Consider the following 22,847-nt stretch of genomic DNA (forward strand, 5'->3'; position numbering starts at 1 on the left):
AGAGGTGCACCGGCTGAAGGCCGGCGCATGACGCATGTCGATCGAAAACCTGCGCAATATCGCCATCGTGGCTCACGTCGACCACGGCAAGACCACCCTCGTCGACCAGCTCCTCAAGCAGTCCGGCACGCTCAACGAGCGCACCGTGCTTGCCGAGCGCGTGATGGATTCGAACGACCAGGAAAAGGAACGCGGCATCACCATCCTTGCCAAGAACACCGCGATCACCTGGCAGGGTAACCGCATCAACATCGTCGACACCCCGGGACACGCGGACTTCGGCGGCGAGGTCGAGCGCGTGCTGTCGATGGTCGACACCGTGCTGATTCTCGTCGACGCGATGGACGGCCCCATGCCGCAGACGCGCTTCGTCACCCAGAAGGCGTTCGCGATGGGCTTCAAGCCGATCGTCGTCGTCAACAAGATCGACCGCCCGGGCGCGCGTCCGGAGTGGGTCGTGGAACAGGTGTGGGACCTCTTCGACCGCCTGGGCGCCACGCCCGAGCAGATGGACTTCCCGATCGTCTACGCGTCGGCCCTGAACGGCTACGCCTCGCTCGACCAGGACGCCCGCGAAGGCGACATGACCCCGCTGTACCAGGCCATCATGGACCATGCGCCGAAGCCGGACGTCGATCCGGAAGGCCCGTTCCAGATGCGCATCAGCCAGCTCGACTACAACAACTTCGTCGGCGTCATCGGCATTGGCCGCATCCAGCGCGGCACGCTGAAGAAGAACATGCCCGTGGCCGTCATCGACCGCGAAGGCAAGAAGCGCCAGGGCAAGGTGCTGCAGGTGCTGGGCTTCCTCGGCCTGGAGCGCATCGAGCAGGACACCGCCGAGGCGGGCGACATCGTCGCCATCTCGGGCATCCAGGAACTCACCATTTCCGACACCGTCTGCGCGCTGGACACTCCGGAAGCGCTGCCGGCCCTGACCGTCGACGAGCCGACGATCAGCATGACCTTCCAGGTGAACAACTCGCCGTTCGTCGGCAACAAGGACCTCTCCGGCGGCAAGTTCCTCACCAGCCGCCAGATCCGCGAGCGCCTGGACCGCGAGAAGGTGCACAACGTGGCCCTGCGCGTGGAAGACGGCTCCGACGCCGACAAGTTCCTCGTTTCCGGCCGCGGCGAACTGCACCTGTCGGTACTGATCGAGAACATGCGCCGTGAAGGCTACGAACTGGCCGTGTCGCGTCCGGAAGTCATCATCAAGGAAATCGACGGCCAGCTCATGGAGCCGTACGAGCAGCTGGTGGTCGACGTGGAAGAGACCCACCAGGGTCCGGTCATGGAGCGCCTCGGCATCCGCAAGGGCCAGCTGAAGAACATGGAGCCCGATGGCAAGGGCCGCGTGCGCCTGGAATACATGATCCCGGCGCGTGGCCTCATCGGCTTCCAGAACCAGTTCAAGACCCTCACCCAGGGTTCGGGCCTGCTGTTCCACGTGTTCGACCATTACGGTCCGAAGGAAGAAGGCCAGATCGCCAAGCGCCTCAACGGCGTGATGATCGCGAACGCCGCGGGCACCACCCCGGCCTACTCGCTCGGCCCGCTGCAGGAGCGCGGCAAGCTGTTCGCAGCCGAGGGCGACTCGGTGTACGAAGGCCAGCTCATCGGCATCCACGCCAAGGACAACGACCTCACCGTCAACGCCATCAAGCCCAAGCCGCTGACCAACATGCGCGCCGCCGGCAAGGACGATGCGATCCAGCTCACCCCGCCGATCAAGTTCTCGCTCGAACAGGCGCTGGACTTCATCGACGACGACGAACTGGTCGAGGTCACGCCGAAGGAAATCCGTCTGCGCAAGAAGCACCTGACGGAAAACGACCGCAAGAAGGCGTCGCGCGGCCAGGGTTGATCCCGGCTGATGTGCGGAAGGAAAAACCCGGCTTCGTGCCGGGTTTTTTTATGTTCGTCGGAACGCACCACGAAACTCGGCGCGACCACCCCGATCATTCCTGCGGAAGCAGGAATCCAGAGCCTCATCGCTCAATCGGGAACCGAGGCCCTGGGTCCCTGCTTTCGCAGGGATGACGGCGGGCCCTGAGACTTCGCCCTAGCGAGCCCGGGAGTCCACCAGCTTCATCAGCAGATCGATCTGTTCCTGTTGCTTTGCCAACAGGGCCGCCAGCTGCTCCGTGCGCATCTGGTCCAGCTTGTCATGCAAGGCCATGATCTCGATCTCGGCCTTCAGGTTCACCTTGTAGTCGTTGGTGGCGTCCATCCGGTCCATGGCGGCCTGGCGGTTCTGGCTCATCATGATGACCGGCGCCTGCACGGCGGCGAGCATCGAGAGCATCAGGTTGAGGAAAATATAGGGATACGGATCGAACGGTTTGTGCAGCACATAGGAATTGAGCCCTGTCCAGAGCAGCAGGCCGACGGCGAAAAGGATGATGAAGGTCCACGAACCTCCGAAGCGCGACACGGAATCCGCCAGTCGCTGGCCGAAGGTGAGTTCGGAGTGGAACTCGGCGCTCACGTTCTCCGCTACGATCTTGCGCTGAACCAGCCTCTCCAGGAGCCACCGTTCGGCATGGCCCAGGTCGCCGGAGCTCTTGGCGAACCACTTGCGTGCCGCCTGCTCTGTGTTCTGCTCGTTGACCGTCACGGCGATTCTCCTGGTACAAGGGGATTGCCGCGCACGCTACCACGACCCGCGTACCACGAGCTTTCATGCTTCTGTCGTGGACGGGCGAAAGTCAGCGACGGGCCGATACCGTCCTGCTCGCGAACGGCGGGGCAGCCGCGTCGGCCGCACGCACCTCGCTCTCCAATTCGCCCCGCAGCCGCGGCAGGTGTTGGGGATACTCGCGGCGGACGAAGGCGATAAGCCCTTCCCGCACCTTGCAGCGCAGATCCCACGATCTGCCGGAATCGGCGGAACTCACCAGGGCGCGCAACTGCATCGCCCTTTCGTTGCTGTCTACCACCTGCAGCACGCATACCCGCTTGTCCCACTCGGGCGCCTCCTCGCAGAGCCGCTTCAGTTCCGCCCGAAGCGGATCGAGCGGCAATCCATAGTCGAACCACAGCATCACCGAGCCGAGGATCTGCGAACTGGTCCGCGTCCAGTTCTGGAAAGGGTTTTCAATGAAGTACTGCAACGGCACGATCAATCGCCGTTCGTCCCAGATGCGCACGACCACGTAGGTGCTGCTGATTTCCTCCACCTTGCCCCACTCGCCTTCGACGATCACCACGTCGTCGATGCGGATAGGCTGGGTAAGCGCGATCTGTATGCCGGCTATCAGGTTGCCGAGCACCGGTTTCGCCGCCAGGCCAACGGCGAGGCCGGCCAGACCGGCCGACGCGAGCAGGCTCGCGCCGAACTGGCGCACGGCGGGGAAAGTCATCAACCCCACACCGATCCCGAGCACCACCGTCACGACCATGGCCGTGCGGCTCAACACGCGCACCTGCGTCTGCAAACGCCGTGCCCGCAGGTTGTCCGCAAGGTCAATGGGATTGAAGCGGGACACGGCCGCTTCGAGGGCACCGATGCAGCGCACGACGAACCATGTGCACGCGGCGATCAGCGCGACGCCGAGTATATGCTCGAGGCCGTCGACCAGGCGTGCGGGCTCGTCCGGCGCCGCGCGAAACGCAAGGAGCAGCATCGCCAGCGGGAGGATCGCCTCCAGGGGCGCATTTGCGCGCGCGACGATGGAAGCGCCCATGGGATGGCGGATGGCGAAGCGCCGGAGCAGCACCTGCACGAGCCTGCGAAAAATACCCGTGGCGACCAGCGCAATCACGACAATCAGCGCGAAACGCGTCCACGGATGCGCGAAATCAAGCATCCAGTCGGGAAAGTTCATGGCGTCCTAGCTTAGCGGCACGGATGTCCACGCTTTGTCGGCGTGCTCGCGTAAGATTCGCGCATGACAACAAATGTCGTCAGCGACCGTTTTGTCCTTCCCGATGTGCTGCAAGACGGGCTGCGAGTGGTTTTCTGCGGCACGGCCGCCGGCACGCGCTCGGCGCGGGAGGGGGCTTATTACGCCCATCCGGGCAACATGTTCTGGCGCACCTTGTTCGCGGTCGGGCTGACACCGCGACTGCTGGCACCCGCGGAATACCCGTTGCTCCCGGCCTTCGGCATCGGACTCACCGATCTTTCGAAATACCACTACGGCAACGATGCCGAGCTTCCCGTCGACGCCTTCGACGTCGCGGCACTGCGTCAGAAGATCGAGCACTTTGCTCCCGATGCCATCGCGTTCACCAGCAAGCACGGCGGCACGGCCGCGCTGGGCAAAGGTATCGGCTACGGCTTGCAGGAAGAACGTTTCGCCAACGTGTCCACCTTCGTCCTGCCCTCGCCTTCCGGCCAGGCGCGGCGGTCGTGGGACCTTCGCGCCTGGCAGGCGATGGCCGACTTCCTAACGGCTGGCATCCCGGGCGTGCAGGACTGAATGCCTGCACCGACCGGGTGATTTACGCGCTTCGAAAGGAGTGCCTGTCAGTTCGACAATCGCATGACCCAGGGTGTCGGGGAATCAGCGTTGTAGCCCGCGATAAGGATCTTTCCGTCCAGCGCGAACTGGAAACTGCTTGGCACACTGAGCGCACTTCCGAACGCCTGTACCGTCGTCCAGCCCTTGGGAACCGCGAAGCTACGATCAAGGGAACCGTCCGGCATGTAACGTGCCACGAGGACGGCGACTTTATTCTCTGAAAGACCATTGGCAGACCCGACAACGACGATCTTGCCGTCGGGTTGGGAAAGGACGTTTACATCCAATCGATGCTCGTCCGCTCCAAGCGGATCGAAAATGACGACCTCGCCACCGTTGAACGAAGGCAGCAGTTTGCCCGTGGCATCCAAGCCAGCCAACAGTCCTGCCTGTCGGTCGTTTTCCCTGAATCTACCACTCGCGAAGATTCTGCCGTCAGGCATCACATGCACCGCGGTAAACAACATGGAAGACGGAAATCGTCCACTCGGCGGCTCCACAACGGCGATCCCCTGTTCGCCAAAGGTATCGTCCGGTGTGCCGTCTGAATGGAAACGGGCGACTACCCCCACCGGGGAACCGAAGTCGCCGGCCCAGCCAACAACGACGATCTTATTGCCTTCGCCCCCCTCCACGCTTTTGGCAGCGAAGATGACGGTTTGCTCACGACCCGGAAGCTGGATGTAGACGACGCCGGAGTCGCCAAAGCTTGTATCAAGAAACCCGTCGGGGTCGAAGTGGACAAGGATGCTCCATGGAGGGCCGCCGAAGCCGAAGTCGCGGACGAAGTAGCTGCCGCCGTCCGGAGCAGGAACGATTCCGTTATCCATGGCCCCGACCGCAAGGGGCCCTTCGCTGGGGAAATCCCGGTTTCGCGTATCCTCGATCACACGACGATCATTGCTGGAACGAGCCGCCGAATACCTCGACGCCCTTCTCTCGAAGTCATGCACGATGGTGCCCCAACGACCGAATGTGAGATCCAGGCTACCTCCCGGTTTAAGGCGAGCCAGACCGATCGTCCTGTTTATGACCAACGCGGCCGTGACCGTTCCAGCGGGGCCCCTCATGACACCCCAGGGAACACCTACCTGAAAGCCCGTATTCAACTGGATTGTCGCAACCCCATCGGCACCGAACCCGACATCCGGGTTGCCTTTCGCGTCGACACGGGCTACCAGCAAGGTCACCGGTTCGTTGGGACCATTGGCATCGAATGAACCCGTCAAATACATACCGCCATTAGCCAAAGGCAGCATGCTTCCTGCGTACGTACTGAATGGGAACCTGAATTCGTACTCAAGCTCCCCACTCTTTGCTTCCTTGCTCATGGCGCTCTCCTTCGGCCGATTTTGCATCCTTGCCCGAACTCCCTGAAAGGTTCGTTCGAGTTCGTCACCGTGTACTTGCGCAATCAGCCTATGCCCTGCTGCCAGTCGATTCCATACGACTTTTGGCTGCGTGCCACCTGCGGTGCGTTACGGCAAACGCTTGAACTCAACCGCCAGGCGTCGAGCGATAAGCCCGCACGTCAGCGGGCGACACCGCGGCGGCCTTGTTCGACCATGCCTGCCGGATATACGTGACCACCGCCGCCACATCGTCGTCGGTGAGCTTCTGGGTGAACGGGGGCATCGAGTAAGGCCGCGGATTGTCCTTCGTGACAGGAGCGAAACCGCCCGACAGGACGACGCGAATGGCGTTGATGCCCGTGGGATCGGTGACCGATACGTTGCCGTCCAGCGGCGGATACGCGTCGCCCTTTCCGCGTCCGTTGTCGGCGTGGCATTCGGCGCATTGCTGCGCGTAAACCTTCTGGCCCCGCAGGGCCAGGTCGCGCGCACCCACCGCCGATTCGCGCTGCCGTTGCGGCTCGCGATCCGGCAGGGACTTCAGGTACGTGGCCATGGCCTCCAGGTCGTCGTCGCTCAGATGCTGGGTGCTGCGCATGACGACGTCGGCCATCGGCCCCGATGCCGTGCCCTTGGCCGAACGGCCGGTTTTCAGCAGCGCAACCACGTCGGCTTCGGTCCACCCGGCGAGTCCGCCGTGCGGCCCCATCGAGAGATCGGGGGCGTACCAGTTCTGTACCGGCACGATGCCGCCGGCGAGGAAGGGCTCCTGCACCATCGCGCCGAAGCTGTTGCGGCGAGCATGGCATTCGTTGCAATGGCCGAGCCCCTGCACGAGGTACGCGCCCCGGTTCCATGCTGCGGATCGTTTCGGATCCGTGGCGTATTCGCCCTCGTCGAAATAAAGGGTGCGCCACGCGCTCATGAGCGAGCGCATACGGTACGGCCAACGCAGTGTGTTGGGCGTATCCGCGCTCCTTACCGCCGGAAGGCTGCGCAGGTAGGCGAAGATGGCATCCGTGTCGGCACGCGTGACCTTGGTGTACGAGGTGAACGGAAAGGCGGGATAAAGCGACGTGCCGTCGTGCGCCACTCCGGAGTGCATGGCGCGATAGAAATCGTCGGCGCTCCAGTCGCCGAGGCCGGTTTCGCGGTCGGGCGTGAGGTTGGGCGCGGGAATCGCTCCGAACGGCGTGGGCACGACGCTGCCGCCCGCGAACGGCTGGCCATGGCGCGATGTGTGGCAGGCGGCGCAATCGCCCGCCATGGCAAGGTACTGGCCACGTTGCACATCGGCGGAGGCTTGTGCGGCGGTGGCGGACAGCAGCAGGACGAAACAGGCGAACAGAAGGCTGGATGTCTTCATGGGTCAGCCTCCGAGCACGCCGCAGTGGAGTGGCGGCTTGATGCTTCCCGCCGGTTCCGGATGTGCGTCGTCCGGCACCGGACGCTGGGCCAGCCACGCGGCCACGGCGCTGATGTCGGCGTCGCTCAGGCGGTTCGCGATCGTGGCCATGCAGTCCGGCGCCACCGTGCTGCGCGTGTTCGTGCGCCATGCGCCGATCTGCGCGCTGATGTAGTCGTAAGGCAAGCCGACGAGCCCCGGAATGTCGGGCTGGACCCCCGTGAGGTTGGGACCGTGACAAGCCATGCAGGCAGGCACGCCGCGCTTGGGATCGCCGCGCGTGGCCAGTTCCTCGCCTCGCGCCATCGCCGCGGCGGTGGTCGCCGGCACCGGATGCCGCGCATAAGGTACTTCCTGTCCGGCGAAGTACTCCGCGATTTCCCGCATGTATGCGTCGGTCAGCGGGGCCACCATGTATTCCATGATCTCGTAGTGGCGGAGCCCTCGCTGGAAGTCCTGCATCTGCCGGTGCAGGTAGCCGGCGGGCTTTCCGGCGAGGCGGGGGTTGAAGCCGTTGTCGCCGCCCTCGCCGCGTTCGCCGTGACAGCTCGTGCAGGCAGCGATGCGCTGGGCCAGGGTGTCGGGTACGGCCTGCGAATCGGCGGCCGGCGCCGGAACGGCGCAGAACACGACGGCTGCGACTAGCAGCCGGCGAAGGAGACGACGCATGTGGCACTCCCTGGTGTAACGTTGGCGGGCCCGCGCACGGCTCTCGCGCGAGCATGGCTTTGAGCCAGTATATGCCCGGGGGCACCCGGTTAAGATGGGTGCGACGCTTCGTCCGATCGAAGGGGAAAACGATGCAGCATCGCTGGACCAGACCCTTGGTGCTTGTCGCCACGGGGTTGTCGTTCCACCTGGCTTCGACGGCCCGAGCGCGTGAGGCCGGAGAGGACGACGCTTTCGCCTCCATCGCCACCGTGCAGGCCGCCTATGCATCGGGCGCGCTGACGCCGGAAGGGCTCACACGCCTGTTCCTCGACCGGATCGCGACCATCGACAAGGCCGGCCCACGCGTGAACGCCGTGCTGGAGACGAACCCCGACGCGTTGCAGATCGCGCGTACCGCCAGGGGCAAAGGCCCTCTGGCCGGTATTCCCATCCTGCTGAAAGACAACATCGACACGGGCGACCGCATGATGACCAGCGCAGGCTCGCTGGCCCTCACGGTGAAGCCCGCGCCGCGCGACTCCGAAGTGGCGGCGCGCCTGCGAAAAGCGGGCGCCATCATCCTTGGCAAGACCAACCTCAGCGAGTGGGCGAACATGCGCTCCACTCACGCCACCAGCGGCTGGACGGCGCGCGGCGGCCTCACCGTCAATCCGTACGTGCTCGATCGCAATGCGTGCGGTTCGAGCGCGGGCTCCGGCGCGGCGGTGGCCGCGGGTCTTGCCACGGCGGCCATCGGCAGTGAAACCGACGGCTCCATCATCTGCCCGGCGTCCATGACCGGCCTCGTAGGCATCAAACCCACCGTGGGGCTGGTGAGCCGCAGCGGCATCGTGCCCATCTCGCACAGCCAGGACACCGCCGGTCCGATGGCCCGCAGCGTGGCCGACGCGGCCGCGGTGCTCAGCGCCATCGCCGGGCCCGATGCCCGCGATCCCGCCACGGCGGAAGCGGGAAAGCACGCCACCGATTACACGAAGTTCCTCGATCCCAATGGCCTGCGCGGCAAGCGTATCGGCGTGGTGAGGCAGTTGGCCGGCATCGAGCCGAATGCCGACAGGGCGCTCGAACACACCATCGCCCTGCTCAAGGCGCAAGGTGCGATCGTGGTGGACAACGTGGAGATACCCCACCTCAAGGAACTGAGCGAGCACGAGATCGATGTGCTGCTTTACGAGTTCAAGCACGACATCGCGGCCTATCTCGCCACCCGCCCCGACCAGCCGATGAAGACGCTGGCCGACCTCATCGCCTTCAACAAGCGCGAGGCGGCGAAAGAGATGCCGTGGTTCGGCCAGGAACTGTTCCTCGCCGCGCAGGCGAAGGGTGGTCTCGACGACCCGAAGTACATTGCCATGCGCGACAGGAACAAGCGGCTCGCGGGGCCGGAAGGCATCGACGCCGCACTGCGGAAGGACAAGCTGGATGCCCTGCTCGCGCCAAGCTGGGGGCCGGCCTTCGTGAACGACTTGGTATTGGGCGACCACGTGGTCAGCGGCGATCCCACCGTCGGCGGCGTCTCGGCACCAGCGGCCATAGCGGGCTATCCATCGATCACCCTGCCCGTCGAATTCGCGCACGAACTGCCTATTGGCGTGGTGTTCTTCGGCACGAAATGGAGCGAGCCGACGCTGATCGCGATTGCCTATGGGGTGGAGCGGAAGGCGAACGCGTTCCGCCGGCCGAAGTACCTGCCGACGCTGCCGGTTCGGTGAACCGGAAGTCGCACGGGGAGCGGGCTTTTGTGGGAGCCGCTTTAGCGGCGATGGGGGCTCGCGGCGAACCTGCCCGCTGCTGCGGGATCGCCGGCGAAGCCGGCTCCCACATAGAGCCGGTTGCTGCGCCCAAGAGAGCCGGCTGCTACGCCAACAGCCGGCTTCTACCAGGTACGGTGAATCCGATCAGGCCGGAACGGCCGCCTTGTTCGCGAATTCCCGCACGATCGGCGCGAGCTTCGGATCTTCCAGCGCCATGGCCATCGTGGCGCGCACCAGGCCAGCCTTGTTGCCGCAGTCGAAGCGCGTGCCTTCGAAGCGATACGCCAGCACCCTGCCCTTGTCCTTCAGCAGATTCTCGATGGCGTCGGTGAGCTGGATCTCGCCGCCGGCGCCTTCCTTCGTGTTCTTCAGGTAGTCGAAGATCTCGCAGGGAAGGACATAGCGGCCGACGACCGCGAGATTCGACGGAGCATCCGCGGGCTTGGGCTTTTCGACCATGTGGGTAATGACATGGGTGCGATCGTTCAGCCGTTCCTTCGCGTCGACGATGCCGTATTTGTCGGTGTCCTTCTCGGGCACCTCCTCCACGGCGATGACGCCGGCCTGGTTGGCGTCCGCCACCTCGGCCATCTGGCGCAACGCGCCCTTGCCTTTGTTCCAGATGAGATCGTCGGGCAACATGACGCCGAAGCGCTCGTTGCCCACCACCGGTGCCGCGCGCAGCACGGCGTCGCCGAGGCCCAGGGCTTCAGGCTGCGTGACGAACACACAACGCACGTGGCGCGGAAGGATGCCGCGAAGGATGGCCAGCAGTTCTTCCTTGTTCTTTTCGGCGAGCTTTTCTTCGAGCTCGTACGCCTTGTCGAAATAGTCGGCGATCGCGTGCTTGTAGCGATTGGTGACGAACACCAGCGTGTCGGCACCCGCATCCACGGCCTCGTCCACCGCATATTGGATCAGCGGACGGTCCAGCACCGGCAGCATTTCCTTCGCCACCACCTTCGTCGCGGGAAGGAATCGCGTACCGAGGCCGGCTACGGGAAATACGACCTTGCGCAGGGGTTGGGTCATGCAATGTCTCCACTTTCGTTACGGCGTAGCGGCAGCACGTTGTCGGTCTGCGGCTCGCTCCAACGGAAGGAAGGCAGCAGTTGCGACACGCACCGGCGCAGGGTTTCTTCGTCGAACGCGGACACGGCCTCCTCGGCGCGTGCCAGCTGCGTCTGCAGAAGTTCCCAGGACACCTGGCGATGCTGGGCCTGGAAGATCTTCGCGTGGGTCGTACTCGTGTAGTTCTCCAGCGGATGGAACAGTTCCTCGAACAACTTCTCGCCGGAGCGCAGCCCCGTGTACACGATCTGGATGTCCGAGCCCGGCCGCTTGCCCGCCAGGCGGATCATCTGCTCGGCGAGATCGCGGATCTTCACCGGATCGCCCATGTCGAGCGCGAAGATCTCGCCGCCCTTGCCGAGACTGGCCGCCTGGAGAATCAGCTGGCAGGCCTCGGGAATGGTCATGAAATAGCGCGAGATCTCCGGATGGGTGATGGTCACCGGCCCGCCCTGCCGGATCTGCCGGCGGAACAGAGGGACCACCGAACCGGCGGAGTCCAGCACATTACCGAAGCGAACCGTAATGAAACGTGTCGAAGTATGCGCCGCGAGGTTCTGGCACCAGATTTCCGCCATGCGCTTGCATGCGCCCATCACCGAGGTGGGGTTCACCGCCTTGTCGGTGGAGATGAGGACGAACGACTCTGCACCGCAACGCACCGCGGCGTCGGCCACGATGCGGGTCCCGAGGACGTTGTTGCGGAAGGCCTCGCGCAGCTGGCCCTGGAGCATGGGCACGTGCTTGTATGCGGCGGCGTGGAAGACGATCTGCGGCTGGGTTTCCTCGAAGAGCCGGTTGACCGCCATCGCATCGCGGGCGTCGGTAAGCACGCCGTTGAAGATGAGCTCGGGATAGGCGGAGGTCAGTTCCTGGCCGATGCGATAGAGGTTGTACTCGGAAATCTCCACCACCGTGAGCGAACTGGCGCCGAGGCGCGCCACCTGACGGCAGAGTTCCGAACCGATCGAGCCGCCGCCACCGGTAACGAGCACCCGGCGGCCGCTGATGTTCTCGCGGATGGCCGTCCAGTCCAGCTCCACCGCGTCGCGGCCGAGCAGATCCTCGATGGCCACTTCCTTGATCTCGTTGAACTGCGCGCGCCCCGCGACGACGTCCTCCAGGCGGGGCACGGTGCGGAACGGCAGACCGGTGCTTTCGCAGAAGGCCACGATCCGGCGCATCTGTGCGGTGGTCGCGCCGGGCACGGCGATCAGCAGCATCTGCACCGCCACGGCCTTGGACAGCTCGGCAAGCTGGTCCACGGTGCCGAGCACCGGGATACCGCCGATCTGCGCACCGCGCAGGGCGAGGTTATCGTCGACGAAACCTATGACACTGTAGCGACTGTCGCGGCGCAGGTCGCGCGACAGCGCCTCGCCCGCGCGATCGGCGCCGACGATGAGCACCCGCTTGGTCGGCACCGACTGGAACAGGTCGATGCGGCTGTCCTTCCAGAAGCGGTAGCTGAGCCGCGGAAGGCCCAGCAGCACCACGAGCACCACCGGATAGACCAGCAGCACCGAGCGCGGCACGCCGTCGAGGCGCGCGTACATGACCATGGCCAGGCCGATGATCAGCGCACCGATCACCGTGGCGCGGATGATGTTCCAGAGGTCCGGAAGGCTGGCGAAGCGCCACACCCCCTTGTACAGGCCGGTCCAGTTGAAGACCGCACCCTGAACCAGCAGCACGATGGGGAACTCCATCGGCAGGTAGGTGACCGGCGCGAGGTCCGGCATCAGTGCGTAACGCAATGCCTTGGCTATCCACCACGCGAGCGCGGACATCGCCAGGTCGTGGGCGACGACCGCCGTGCGCGGATGAATGATGCCGATGAACTTACGCAGAAACATGTCGCTCCCTTCGACGCAAGCCGTAACGCTTGCCAGTACGCCAAACCGCTGCCCCCACCACGTACACCGCCGCGAAACAGGCCGGCGCCGCCGCTGGTGAGCGGAACGCGATCCATGCGACGGGAACACAGACGAGAACGTTCCAGGCAAGGTAGCCTGCGGCTACCCTCCGATGTGACGTTCCCCGTCTCACAAGCCACTGATAAAGGTGCTCGCGGTGCGGAGTGTACCAGCGCGCACCGCGCAGCATTCGCACGAGCAATGTCAAGGTCGCGTCGATGACGAAGGCCGAGGAAAAGACAAGTGCCGGCCAGAGCAAGTTCGTACGAAATGCCCACAGCATCGCCGAGAGCGCGAAAACCAGCAGCCCCAGCGTTCCGCTGCCCACATCGCCCATGAATATCCGTGCAGGCGAGCGGTTGAACCACCAGAAACCCAGGGCGGCCGCGGCCATGGCAAGCCCCGCGTAGGCGATCGCCGGGTTCCCGGCAGCCCAGGCGAGCGCCCCGACGGCGGCGCCGAAGAACATGGCCTGCTGGGCGGCCAGACCGTCGATGCCGTCCATGAAATTGTGGAGGTTGATGGACCAGACGCCAGCCAGCAGGAGCGGCACGGCCCACCACAGGCTCGAGGTGCCCGACGCGACGGCGACACACAGCAATAACGTCGCCGCCAACTGAATAAACAGGCGCGGCCGGATGGGCAGCGAGCCGTGGTCGTCCAGCCAGCCGATGGCCGCCACGGCGATGGTCGCGACCGTGAAGGCGCCGACCGTGGCCGCACCCGGCGATTGGGGCAGCAGCAACAGGCAGGCCGGCATGCCGACGAGGGCGCCGAGCACGATGCCGATGCCGCCGCCACGTGGCGTGGGCATCGTGTGCGAACGCCGGCGGCCGGGCGTGTCGAGCATGCCGCGCCGGTGGGCATAGGCGATGGCCACGCGCACGCTCGCGAAAGACACGACGAACGCCGCCACGATACAGCCGATCGGCAGCGATGCGTAGGCGGCGGGCCAGGTTGTCATTCGTTCGCGACGCCGTGAATGGGGCGTACCGTGCCCCAGCTCTTGCAGCTCGGGCACTGCCAGTGGTGCGCCTTCGCGCCGAAGCCGCAACGGCTGCAGCGATACATGGCCTGGCCTTCGAGAAGCTTGCGCGTGAGGTCGCGGAGGATGAGGTAGTTCTCGCGTGCCTCGCCGGACACCTTGTCCATCGTGGCGTCGATCAACGCCATGAGGCCACGCACGGAGGGACGCTTGCGCAGCTGCCCGGTGAGGAAGTCGATGGCCGTACGCTCGCCATCCCTGCCCTCGTATAGCCGGGTGAGCGCGAGCACCGGCGAGATGCCGTGGTAGCGCTCCATGATTTCCCGCAGGAATGCTTCCGCGCGGTCCATCTGGCCCGAGCGCGCATAACAGTTGAGCAGGGGCGGAAGAATCTCGGGGACGAAGGCGATGTCCGCGGCGATGGCGGCCTCATACGACGCGATCGCCTGCTCCAGTTCGCCGTCTTCCGACGAGAGCCGGCCGGCGATCATGTGCGCGCGCACGCAGTTTTCCTGGCAGGCGAACGCGTCGCGAACATAGTCGCGTGCCTCGGTGCGCGCGCCGTGCTGGCGCGATTGCTCGGCAAGCTCGCAATAGAACTGGGCGATCATGGCCGATTCGTCTTCACCGGTCATGGCCTCCAGCCGGCGCGCATGGTCGATCGCCTTGTGCCACTCGCGTTCGTGCTGATAGATGGCGATGAGGTGCCGCAGCGCCGAGGGCGCCAGGGCGTCCATGGCCACAAGATCGGAGAACAGGGTTTCCGCACGGTCGAGCAGGCCGGCGCGCATGTAGTCCTCGCCGAGCTCCAGCAAGGCCACGGTTTTCATCTCGTCGGAAAGGCCCTGGCGCGAAACCAGGTGCTGGTGCAGACGGATGGCCCGGTCCACTTCCCCGCGCTTGCGGAAGAGGTTGCCCAGGGCGAGATGGGTCTCGACGGTGTCGCGGTTGTATTCGGCAAGGCGAAGAAACACCTCCAGCGCCTTGTCCTGCTCCTCGTTGAGGAGGTAGTTGAGGCCCCGGAAGTAATCGGAAGACAGCTCGTTGACACGCTCCCCCGAGCGCCTCACATGGCTTCGTTGGGCGAGCCACCAGCCACAGGCGAAAGCGAGGGGAGGAACGAGCGCCAGCAACCAGATCGGATTCATGCGGTGGTCGTGCTCTCCACCTTGCGCTCGCGCCGGCGGCGCCGGCGATGGCCCAGCGAGGTCCCGAGCCAGGCGGTAATGCCGCCCAGGATCCAGCCCAGCAGTACCGCCGAAAGCATGGCCCCGCCCTTGGGAAGGGACAGCTGCGCGAAGCCGAGGTCGAACGACGCGAGGTCGGCATTCAGCGCACCGAAAACGACGCCGGCGGCAATGAACAGCAGTAGGAAAATGATGACAATCAGACGCATCCGGCGACTGTACCCGAATCCTGAATGACGTGGTGGTTTGCGGTTCGCATTTCATACAGCTTCGCCGGCACGCTCAGGGCGTAGGTGCCGGGAAAAACCACGGGGGTTGCCAAAAAAAACGCCGCGCTACTGCGCGGCGTTCGTTCCTTCGATGAGGTTTACGCGTTCGCGTAATTCCTTACCGGGTTTGAAATGTGGGACGTGCTTGCCCGGGAGGGCCACTGCCTCGCCGGTCTTGGGGTTGCGGCCCATGCGCGGCGGACGGAAGTGCAGCGCGAAACTGCCGAATCCGCGGATCTCGATGCGCTCGCCCGTGGACAGGGCTTGGCTCATCTGTTCCAGCACACTCTTGACGGCAAGTTCCACGTCGCTGAAGGCAAGATGGGTCTGGCGCCGCGCCAGCGCCTCGATCAATTCCGACTTTGTCATGGGTCCCCTGGTGGTTCTCGAAGCTGACGCTATGGATCTGTCCAACACAGCGAGGGGCGGGTTGGCCGCCCCTCGCCCGACGGTCAGTCGGCCTTGTTCATCTGCTCCTTGAGGAGCGCGCCGAGCTTGGTGGTACCACCGGCGGCGGACTGGTAGTCGGCCATGGTGTCGGCCAGATCTTCCTCGTCCTTCGCACGGATCGACAGCTGGAGCTGACGGCCCTTGCGATCCATGCCGGTGAACTTCGCCTCGACCGAATCACCCACCTTGAGGTACTGGGTGGCATCGTCGACGCGTTCCTTGGCGATGTCGTTGGCACGGATGTAGCCTTCGACGCCTTCGCCGAGGTCGATGGTCGCACCCTTGGCGTCGACTTCGCGGACCGTGCCGGTCAGGATCGTGCCGCGCGGATTCGTGGCCATGAACTGGCCGAACGGATCCTGCTCCATCTGCTTGATGCCGAGGGAGATGCGCTCGCGCTCCGGATCGACGGCAAGAACCACGGCCTCGACTTCGTCGCCCTTCTTGAAGTTGCGGACGAGGTCTTCACCCGAGGCCTGCCACGAGATGTCGGACAGGTGGACGAGACCGTCGATGCCGCCTTCCAGGCCGATGAAGATGCCGAAGTCGGTGATCGACTTGATCTGGCCCGACACCTTGTCGCCCTTCTTGTGCATGGCGGCGAAAGCTTCCCACGGGTTCGAGCGGGTCTGCTTGATACCGAGGGAGATACGACGACGCTCTTCGTCCACGTCGAGAACCATGACTTCGGTCTCGTCGCCGACCTGCACGACCTTGGCCGGGTTGACGTTCTTGTTGGTCCAGTCCATTTCGGACACGTGGACCAGGCCTTCGACGCCCGGCTCGATCTCGACGAAGCAGCCGTAATCGGTGACGTTGGAGACCTTGCCGAACAGACGGCTGCCGACCGGGTAGCGGCGGGCGATGGCGACCCACGGGTCGTCGCCGAGCTGCTTGAGGCCGAGCGACACGCGGTTGCGCTCGCGGTCGTACTTGAGCACGCGGACGTCCAGTTCGTCGCCGACGTTGACGACTTCGGACGGGTGACGCACGCGCTTCCACGCCATGTCGGTGATGTGCAGCAGGCCGTCGATACCGCCGAGGTCGACGAACGCGCCGTAATCGGTGAGGTTCTTCACCACACCCTTCACGACCGCGCCTTCGGTCAGGCGCTCGAGCAGCTTCTCGCGCTCTTCCGAGAACTCCGTCTCGACGACCGCGCGGCGGCTGACGACGACGTTGTTGCGCTTGCGGTCGAGCTTGATGATCTTGAACTCGAGGTCCTTGCCCTCGAGGTAGACCGGGTCGCGGACCGGACGCACGTCGACCAGGGAGCCCGGCAGGAACGCGCGGACGTCCTTGATGTCGACCGTGAAGCCGCCCTTGACCTTGCCGGAGATCTTGCCGGTGATGGTCTCTTCCTTGTCGAACGCCTGCTCGAGGTCGTCCCACACCATCGAACGCTTGGCCTTCTCACGGGAGAGCTTGGTCTCGCCGAAGCCGTCTTCGAGCGCGTCGAGCGCGACCTTTACCTCGTCGCCCACTTCCACTTCCAGCGCGCCGGACTCGTCCTTGAACTGCTCGATGGGGACGATGCCTTCGCTCTTCAGGCCGGCGTTGATCACCACCACGTCGTTGCGGATTTCCACAACGATACCGGTGACGATGGAGCCGGGCTTCAGCTTGGAAATGGCCTGCTGGCTCTGTTCAAACAGTTCGGCAAAACTTTCAGTCATGTTGATTCCAGGGTTATGAAAGGTCGTACCCGGGCCTGCGTACCTTCGTGATCGCAGACGAACGGGGGACCCACCGGTAGAGGGTGCGCGGAGTGACCCGGATGGGATCCCCTGCACCGTTGCCAAGAGCCCGCGCACACCGCGCGGACACCGATGCCGCGACGCGCCTTACGGACGCACCACGGCGAAAACTTTCGCCACCACCTCGTCGATGGGCATGCCGGTGGTATCGATGACCACGGCGCCTTCGGCGGGCTTCAACGGGGCGACCGGCCGCGACGCGTCCCGCTCGTCGCGCGCCTCGATCTCTCGCTGAAGGGTGGCAAGTGTAACGCTTAGCCCCTTATCCTTCAACTGCTTATAGCGCCTTTTCGCGCGCTCGGCGGCGCTGGCCGTAAGGAAGAACTTATGGGCGGCATCCGGGAATATCACCGTCCCCATGTCACGGCCGTCGGCGACCAGCCCCGGCGCCTTGCGGAACGCGTGCTGGAGGTCCACCAGGGCCTCCCGGACCGACGGAATCACGGCGATGGCCGAGGCGGCCGCGCCGGCCGTTTCCGTCCGCAGCTCGTCGGTGGCGTCGTGCCCGTTGACCAGCACCCGGGTTTCGCCGCCGTCGGCGCTGGGCTGGAAGCGGATCTTCACCGTGCGGGCGCAGCGGGTCACCGCCTCGGCGTCGGACAGGTCGATGCCCTCCTCGCCCGCCGCGTAACCCACGGCCCGGTACAGGGCCCCGGAGTCGAGCAGGCGCCAGCCCAGGCGCTCCGCCACCAGGCGGCTGATGGTTCCCTTGCCGGAGCCGGAGGGGCCGTCGATGGTCAGGACGGGGACGGCTGCCGGATCGGCCATGGGATCAACCTCGTTCGCGAAACCCGCATGATATCGCGTCGAGGGCCCGGTCGGCCCTGACGACGGTATGGGGCGGTTCCCTCGCCGCCATGGCGGCTCCTACATTTTACCGGTGAACCAGGCGGCCACGGGGAGGTCGCCCATCAGGTCCGCCATGCCGATGTCGCCGCCGCGCGAGCCGCCGGTGCCGAGGACGTCGCGCCAGTTCCCCTCGGGCAAGGCGAGTAACGTGCCGGCCCAGCGGGACGCCGGGATGGCCGGGGTTTCCGCGCCCCCCAGCCAATCGGCCGTGTGCCGCGCCACGGCCACGACGAGCTTCTGGCCGCGATGCTCCCGCATGAAGGCCAGGACGTGGTCCGCCGCCGGCCCGGTGGCCGCCAGCGGCCGGTAAGTGCCGCGGGCGAACAAGTCCGGGTGGTCCCGGCGCAACCGCAGCAGCCGCGCGATGACTGCCTGCTTGATGGCGCCATCGCGCCAGCTCGCCAGCGCCTCCGCCGGACTCGCGTCACGCGCCAGCGAAGCCGCGCGGGCGGAGAAATCGACGGGGCGCCGGTTGTCCGGATCGACCAGGCTGAAATCCCAATAGTCCGTCCCCTGATAGAGATCGGGAACGCCGGGGGTGGTGAGGCGCAGCACGGTCTGAGCCAGGCCGTTCGCGGCCCCGGGCGCCGCGATGTAGCTGGCGAAGGCGGCGAGTTCCTCGGCGCAATCGCTGGACAGCAGGCTGCGCAGGAAGTCCTCGCACGCGTCTTCGTAAGGCTCGTTCGGCGACGTCCAGCGAGTCCAGCGCTTGGCCTCGCGCAGCGCCTTGCGCTGCCACGCCGCGATGCGCGTCGCGAAGCGCTCCATCCCTTCGTCGTCGCCCGGCGCCAGCCCCAGCGGCCAGGCACCCACGAGCATCTGGTAGAGCATGAGTTCGTCCGCGGCCGACGGCGCCATCCGTCCATCCTCGGTGCGTTTCCGGAAATCGGCGTGGCGCATGCGCCAGCGTTCCACGGTCACGACCCAGCGGCCCGCCACTTCCGACAGCACCGCGAGGCGCGCCCTTAAGTCTTCCCCGCGCTTGTGGTCGTGCGTGGCCGTTGCCAGGAGGTTGTGCGGCAGGACGTCGGCGCGCTCCGCGCAGCGTCGATGGAATTCCTCGACGGTGAGCGCCAGGTGCGCGGCATCCACGCCCACCTCGTTGCGCGAGAGCAGGCGCCCGTAGCGATATCCGGCCGTGTCCTCCACGGCCTTTGCCGCCACCGGCGAGGTGGCCTGCTGGAAGACGGCGATAGCGCGCTCGCGGGCCCGCCGAACGGGCCCGGGCGGCAGGCTGCGCGGCGCTTCGCCGCCCAGCCACCGTGCGACAAGATGCAGCAGTTCCACGTCTTCCAGGCGGATCGTGCGCAAGGCGCCTTCCACCGCTCGCGCGAACACGGATTCGTCGAACGCATCGCGCCCCGCGCCACCGGCATAGGTGCGGTAGACGGGAAAATGCACCAGCAATTCCACCAGCACACGGCGGAGGGCGGCGAGGGACACGTCGCGCGTGGCGACATCGGCACGCGCGGCCGCGAACAGCGCACGCGCGGTCCGGTCCAGTTCCGCCTCGAAGCTGTCCACAAGGATCTGCCGCCGGGCGCGCACCGCCTGCGTGGCAAAGTCCGCGCTGTCTCCCGTGAGTTTTCGCCACAGTTCGGTAAGCGGCGCCTCGCCCGCTTCGTCGTGCAGCACGGCCGACACCTGATCCATGAACTCGTAGCCCGTGGTGCCGTCGGTGCGCCAGTCGAGTCGCAGCGACTCGTCGTTCGCGAGGATCTTCTCCACGACGAGATATGCGCCATCGCGCGGTGCGCCCGGCGGACGCTGCGGACGCAGGCGCTCGAGCCGATGCCGCAGCTGGCGGCAGTAGCGCCGCGGATCGGCCAGGCCGTCCACGTGATCGCAGCGCACACCGTCGATCAGGCCCTCCGCATAAAGGCGGAAGATGGTCTTGTGCGTATCCTCGAATACGGCAGTACGTTCGATCCGCAATCCGGCGAGTTCGTTGATGTCGAAGAAGCGCCGGTAGTTGACCATGTCGCTGGCCAGCTTCCAGAACGCCAGACGGTAATGCTGGCGTTCGATCAGCGCATGCAACGCCGCCCTGCCCTCGTCGGTGGCGGGATCGTGCGCGGCTTCGGCGTCTCTTGCCAACGCTTTCGTCGACGCCGGCGACAAAGGCAGATGATCGTCGTAGACCCGCAGCATCCATTGGTCGCGACGCAGCGCAAGGCGGATGTGCCCTTCGCGCAGCGTGGCGTCGTAACCGGCGCCGAGGATGGGAAGCAGTAGCCTGCCCCGCAGCAGCGGATCGGGTGTCTGCCAGTCGATGTCGAAGTAGCCGGCATAGCGGCTCTCACGACCATGGCGCAACACGTCCATCCACCACGCGTTTTCCACGCCGACGCCCATGTGGTTCGGCACGATGTCCAGCACCAGGCCCATCCCGCGCGCGCGGAGCGCCGCCACCAGCCGGCGCAAGGCGTCTTCGCCACCCAGTTCCGGATTGACCTCATGGCAGTCCACCACATCGTACCCGTGCGTGGACCCCCTGCGTGCGCGAAGGATGGGCGACGCATAAAGGTGGCTCACGCCGAGGTTCGCGTAGTAATCCACCACGCCCACCGCGTCGTCGAGTGTGAACCCCGCATGGAACTGCAGGCGTGCAAGCGCGCGCGGCGGGCTCACGAGCGATTCCGTGTCTGGTCGATCGTGGCGCAGACGGCATGGGCGATCGGCCCGTCGAACAGCCGCGACGATGTATCCGGCATGCGCCGGCGCCAGTTCGGATGCAGGGCGTCGGTCGGTCCGGGAAGATTGGGCTGCTCGTGCAGGCCGAGCACGTCCTCGACGGGAAAGATCGCCAGCGGCGCCGGGGTCAGCGATACATGGTGAGCGGCGGCCCACACCACCGGCGAGATGTCGTCGGGCGCGGGCGGGGAATCTTCGTTCCAGGCGGAACCCGAGGCGAAAAGCGCATGCCACAGCTGCACGCGCTCGCGTTCCCGCTGCGCGTTCTCGTCCACCGCCGGGTCGTCCAGTCCGGTGCGCTTGCGCCATTCGACATCGCGTCCGCTCCACCAGCCTGCCACGGTCGGCACGTCATGCGTGCTCGTTGTCGCCATCGCCTTGTCCGACCATGTGTCCGGCGCGATGAAGCCACCGTCCGCCGCGCGTTCGAACCACAGCACGCGAATGCCGAGCACGCCCTTGTCGGCAATCGTGTCGCGAAAGTCGGAAGGCACGGTGCCGAGATCTTCGCCGATCACGATGGCGCGATGCAGGTGCGATTCCAGCGCGATGAGACGCAGCAGATCGGTCAGGGGGTAGCGCACATAGGCCCCCTCGGTGGCACCCGCCCCGTGCGGCACCATCCACAGGCGTTTCAAGCCAAGGACGTGGTCGATGCGCACGCCGCCGGCGTGCGCAAGCGCCGCGCGCAGCATGCCGATGAAGCCGCGGAAGCCGCTTTCCCGAAGGCCGCGCGGCGAGAACGTGGTAAGGCCCCAGTCCTGACCGAGACGATTCAACGCATCCGGTGGCGCGCCTACCGATAGCCCGGTAAGCATCTCGGCCTGGTGCGCCCAGGCATGGCTGCCGCCCGAGTCGGCACCCACGGCAAGGTCGGCGATCAGACCGATCGCCATGCCGGCGTCACGCGCGGCCTTCTGCGCCCCTTCCAGGCCTTGCGTGGCGAGCCATTGCAGCCATGCATGGAACGCCACCTCTCGCGAGTGCTCGTGCGCGAAGGCTTTCACGGCCTTGCCTTCCGGATCGTGGAACTCGCCCGGCCAACCCTGCCAGCCACCGGCACGACCGTGCGCGGTGAAGTCGGCATGCAGCGCCTCGAAACGGGCGTGCCGCTCCAGCGGCTCGCCCTGCTCACGGCGAAAGGCCATGAATCGATCCGAATGCGCGAGGTCGGCCGAGGCGCCTTCGAAGATCGAGCGCAGGATCGTCATGCGCGCCCGCGCGGCGCGGGGCCAGTCGATGAGCTCGAGCCACTCCAGCTCGGCCAGTTCCTGGCGGAGGTTGTGCGAATCGATCACCGCCCGCACGGTCTGCTCGCCGTTGGTCCGGGAAGGATCGATATACAGGCCATTGAGGAACAGGCGACTCGAAGGCGCATAGGGGCTGTAGCGCTCGGGCGCGGCGGCGAACAAGGCATGCAGCGGACTGATCGCCAGGGCATCGGCGCCCTTCTCGGCCGCCGCCTTCGCGCAGATTTCCAGAGCCGTGAAATCGCCTATGCCACCGTCGCCGGGCCGCCGCAGACCCGACACCTGCACGGCCATGCCCCACGGTCGGCGGCAGGCCGCCTTGACGTCGCTCACGCCGAAGGCGCGACGTGGCGCCACCGCCAGCGTGGTTTCTTCGTCGCCCAACCGCAGCGTGTAGTAGCCGGGAATCGACGGCGCGTCGATGCCACCGTCGCCCGCGGCCAGGGTGCCCTCGCTCACCTGGGTATCGTCGTCGGCAACGATTTTCCAGGGCCGTGCGCCGGTGCCCGGCGCCACCTCGAGTCGGCCACCCGCGTCGGTGGTCATCATGCGCGGAAGCCGCGCCCTGCGCCCCTCTTCGTCGAGCCTCCGCAGGCTGTCCTCGACCTCGTCGGCGTGATCGGCCGGCAGGCCCAGCGCGCGAAGCACCGCGCGCAGGGTATCCGCCGGCGTCGTCTGCGGCCGATCGAGCGCGTCACGCCAGTGCACATCGACGCCGGCACGTTCGGCCAGCAGTGCGAGGCGATCGTCGAGGGGTGCGTTCACAG

General features: G+C 65.8%; 18 protein-coding genes. 3 read left to right on the forward strand and 15 right to left on the reverse strand.

Features of this window, described 5'->3' with window-relative positions; translation table 11 throughout:
- The first annotated feature begins 34 nt into the window (after positions 1-34).
- Positions 35-1,867 carry a translational GTPase TypA gene (gene typA / locus HBF26_RS02040; RefSeq protein ID WP_167122553.1) on the forward strand — a complete coding sequence of 611 codons (1,833 nt, stop codon included), beginning with the start codon at positions 35-37 and terminating at the stop codon, positions 1,865-1,867.
- A gap of 198 nt (positions 1,868-2,065) precedes the next feature.
- Here the strand turns inward: typA and HBF26_RS19455 are convergent, their stop codons facing one another.
- The gene (locus HBF26_RS19455) at positions 2,066-2,620 is read right to left on the reverse strand and encodes a DUF1003 domain-containing protein (protein WP_167122555.1); all 555 of its coding nucleotides are present in this window, start codon (positions 2,618-2,620) and stop codon (positions 2,066-2,068) included.
- A 91-nt stretch (positions 2,621-2,711) separates the two neighbouring features.
- Positions 2,712-3,830, reverse strand: coding sequence for a mechanosensitive ion channel family protein (locus HBF26_RS02050; protein ID WP_205287576.1), 1,119 nt, complete (start codon positions 3,828-3,830; stop codon positions 2,712-2,714).
- A 63-nt stretch (positions 3,831-3,893) separates the two neighbouring features.
- Between HBF26_RS02050 and HBF26_RS02055 the strand changes: the two genes are divergently transcribed.
- The gene (locus HBF26_RS02055) at positions 3,894-4,427 is read left to right on the forward strand and encodes a mismatch-specific DNA-glycosylase (RefSeq protein WP_167122557.1); all 534 of its coding nucleotides are present in this window, start codon (positions 3,894-3,896) and stop codon (positions 4,425-4,427) included.
- A 47-nt stretch (positions 4,428-4,474) separates the two neighbouring features.
- Here the strand turns inward: HBF26_RS02055 and HBF26_RS02060 are convergent, their stop codons facing one another.
- From HBF26_RS02060 to HBF26_RS02070, 3 genes are all read right to left on the reverse strand, one after another.
- Positions 4,475-5,800, reverse strand: a complete 1,326-nt coding sequence (locus tag HBF26_RS02060; RefSeq protein ID WP_167122559.1) for a hypothetical protein — start codon at positions 5,798-5,800, stop codon at positions 4,475-4,477.
- Between the two features lie 166 nt (positions 5,801-5,966).
- Positions 5,967-7,187: a cytochrome c gene (locus HBF26_RS02065; protein WP_167122561.1), complete on the reverse strand. Its 1,221-nt coding sequence runs from the start codon at positions 7,185-7,187 to the stop codon at positions 5,967-5,969.
- 3 nt (positions 7,188-7,190) lie between these two features.
- Positions 7,191-7,895 carry a c-type cytochrome gene (locus HBF26_RS02070; protein ID WP_167122563.1) on the reverse strand — a complete coding sequence of 235 codons (705 nt, stop codon included), beginning with the start codon at positions 7,893-7,895 and terminating at the stop codon, positions 7,191-7,193.
- A 131-nt stretch (positions 7,896-8,026) separates the two neighbouring features.
- On the opposite strand from HBF26_RS02070, the gene HBF26_RS02075 reads away from it, so the two are divergent.
- Positions 8,027-9,610, forward strand: coding sequence for an amidase (locus HBF26_RS02075; RefSeq protein WP_167122565.1), 1,584 nt, complete (start codon positions 8,027-8,029; stop codon positions 9,608-9,610).
- A gap of 186 nt (positions 9,611-9,796) precedes the next feature.
- Here HBF26_RS02075 and galU read toward each other — a convergent pair whose 3' ends face one another.
- The 10 genes from galU to malQ all read right to left on the reverse strand — a co-directional run bounded on the left by galU (position 9,797) and on the right by malQ (position 22,845).
- Positions 9,797-10,684: a UTP--glucose-1-phosphate uridylyltransferase GalU gene (galU, locus tag HBF26_RS02080; protein WP_167122567.1), complete on the reverse strand. Its 888-nt coding sequence runs from the start codon at positions 10,682-10,684 to the stop codon at positions 9,797-9,799.
- Positions 10,681-12,579 carry a polysaccharide biosynthesis protein gene (locus HBF26_RS02085; protein ID WP_167122569.1) on the reverse strand — a complete coding sequence of 633 codons (1,899 nt, stop codon included), beginning with the start codon at positions 12,577-12,579 and terminating at the stop codon, positions 10,681-10,683. The genes galU and HBF26_RS02085 overlap by 4 nt, the downstream gene beginning before the upstream one ends.
- Entirely contained in the window at positions 12,566-13,603 is a 1,038-nt protein-coding gene (locus HBF26_RS02090; RefSeq protein ID WP_167122571.1) for an MraY family glycosyltransferase, read from the reverse strand. The genes HBF26_RS02085 and HBF26_RS02090 overlap by 14 nt, the downstream gene beginning before the upstream one ends.
- Positions 13,600-14,772 carry a lipopolysaccharide assembly protein LapB gene (gene lapB / locus HBF26_RS02095; protein WP_167122573.1) on the reverse strand — a complete coding sequence of 391 codons (1,173 nt, stop codon included), beginning with the start codon at positions 14,770-14,772 and terminating at the stop codon, positions 13,600-13,602. Before lapB ends, HBF26_RS02090 begins: the two co-directional genes overlap by 4 nt.
- The gene (locus HBF26_RS02100) at positions 14,769-15,020 is read right to left on the reverse strand and encodes a lipopolysaccharide assembly protein LapA domain-containing protein (RefSeq protein ID WP_167122575.1); all 252 of its coding nucleotides are present in this window, start codon (positions 15,018-15,020) and stop codon (positions 14,769-14,771) included. Before HBF26_RS02100 ends, lapB begins: the two co-directional genes overlap by 4 nt.
- Positions 15,021-15,146: 126 nt before the next feature.
- Positions 15,147-15,449 (reverse strand): integration host factor subunit beta, encoded by a 303-nt coding sequence (locus tag HBF26_RS02105; RefSeq protein WP_167122577.1) that lies wholly within the window; start codon positions 15,447-15,449, stop codon positions 15,147-15,149.
- An 83-nt stretch (positions 15,450-15,532) separates the two neighbouring features.
- The gene (gene rpsA, locus HBF26_RS02110) at positions 15,533-17,206 is read right to left on the reverse strand and encodes a 30S ribosomal protein S1 (protein WP_167122579.1); all 1,674 of its coding nucleotides are present in this window, start codon (positions 17,204-17,206) and stop codon (positions 15,533-15,535) included.
- Positions 17,207-17,374: 168 nt separating this feature from the next.
- Positions 17,375-18,055: a (d)CMP kinase gene (gene cmk, locus HBF26_RS02115; RefSeq protein WP_167122581.1), complete on the reverse strand. Its 681-nt coding sequence runs from the start codon at positions 18,053-18,055 to the stop codon at positions 17,375-17,377.
- Between the two features lie 99 nt (positions 18,056-18,154).
- Positions 18,155-20,767 carry a malto-oligosyltrehalose synthase gene (gene treY / locus HBF26_RS02120; protein WP_205287577.1) on the reverse strand — a complete coding sequence of 871 codons (2,613 nt, stop codon included), beginning with the start codon at positions 20,765-20,767 and terminating at the stop codon, positions 18,155-18,157.
- Positions 20,764-22,845: a 4-alpha-glucanotransferase gene (gene malQ / locus HBF26_RS19390; RefSeq protein ID WP_205287578.1), complete on the reverse strand. Its 2,082-nt coding sequence runs from the start codon at positions 22,843-22,845 to the stop codon at positions 20,764-20,766. The genes treY and malQ overlap by 4 nt, the downstream gene beginning before the upstream one ends.
- Positions 22,846-22,847: the final 2 nt, after the last annotated feature.

Origin of the sequence: Luteibacter jiangsuensis (genome assembly GCF_011742555.1) — a bacterium.
Lineage (GTDB): Bacteria > Pseudomonadota > Gammaproteobacteria > Xanthomonadales > Rhodanobacteraceae > Luteibacter > Luteibacter jiangsuensis.

Excerpts from the sequence above, each read along its gene's own strand:
- typA (WP_167122553.1), top strand. The coding sequence starts at position 35 with ATGTCGATCGAAAACCTGCGCAATATCGCCATCGTGGCTCACGTCGAC.
- HBF26_RS02050 (WP_205287576.1), bottom strand. The coding sequence starts at position 3,830 with ATGAACTTTCCCGACTGGATGCTTGATTTCGCGCATCCGTGGACGCGT.
- HBF26_RS02055 (WP_167122557.1), top strand. The coding sequence starts at position 3,894 with ATGACAACAAATGTCGTCAGCGACCGTTTTGTCCTTCCCGATGTGCTG.
- HBF26_RS02060 (WP_167122559.1), bottom strand. The coding sequence starts at position 5,800 with ATGAGCAAGGAAGCAAAGAGTGGGGAGCTTGAGTACGAATTCAGGTTC.
- HBF26_RS02065 (WP_167122561.1), bottom strand. The coding sequence starts at position 7,187 with ATGAAGACATCCAGCCTTCTGTTCGCCTGTTTCGTCCTGCTGCTGTCC.
- HBF26_RS02070 (WP_167122563.1), bottom strand. The coding sequence starts at position 7,895 with ATGCGTCGTCTCCTTCGCCGGCTGCTAGTCGCAGCCGTCGTGTTCTGC.
- HBF26_RS02075 (WP_167122565.1), top strand. The coding sequence starts at position 8,027 with ATGCAGCATCGCTGGACCAGACCCTTGGTGCTTGTCGCCACGGGGTTG.
- galU (WP_167122567.1), bottom strand. The coding sequence starts at position 10,684 with ATGACCCAACCCCTGCGCAAGGTCGTATTTCCCGTAGCCGGCCTCGGT.
- HBF26_RS02085 (WP_167122569.1), bottom strand. The coding sequence starts at position 12,579 with ATGTTTCTGCGTAAGTTCATCGGCATCATTCATCCGCGCACGGCGGTC.
- HBF26_RS02090 (WP_167122571.1), bottom strand. The coding sequence starts at position 13,603 with ATGACAACCTGGCCCGCCGCCTACGCATCGCTGCCGATCGGCTGTATC.
- lapB (WP_167122573.1), bottom strand. The coding sequence starts at position 14,772 with ATGAATCCGATCTGGTTGCTGGCGCTCGTTCCTCCCCTCGCTTTCGCC.
- HBF26_RS02100 (WP_167122575.1), bottom strand. The coding sequence starts at position 15,020 with ATGCGTCTGATTGTCATCATTTTCCTACTGCTGTTCATTGCCGCCGGC.
- HBF26_RS02105 (WP_167122577.1), bottom strand. The coding sequence starts at position 15,449 with ATGACAAAGTCGGAATTGATCGAGGCGCTGGCGCGGCGCCAGACCCAT.
- rpsA (WP_167122579.1), bottom strand. The coding sequence starts at position 17,206 with ATGACTGAAAGTTTTGCCGAACTGTTTGAACAGAGCCAGCAGGCCATT.
- cmk (WP_167122581.1), bottom strand. The coding sequence starts at position 18,055 with ATGGCCGATCCGGCAGCCGTCCCCGTCCTGACCATCGACGGCCCCTCC.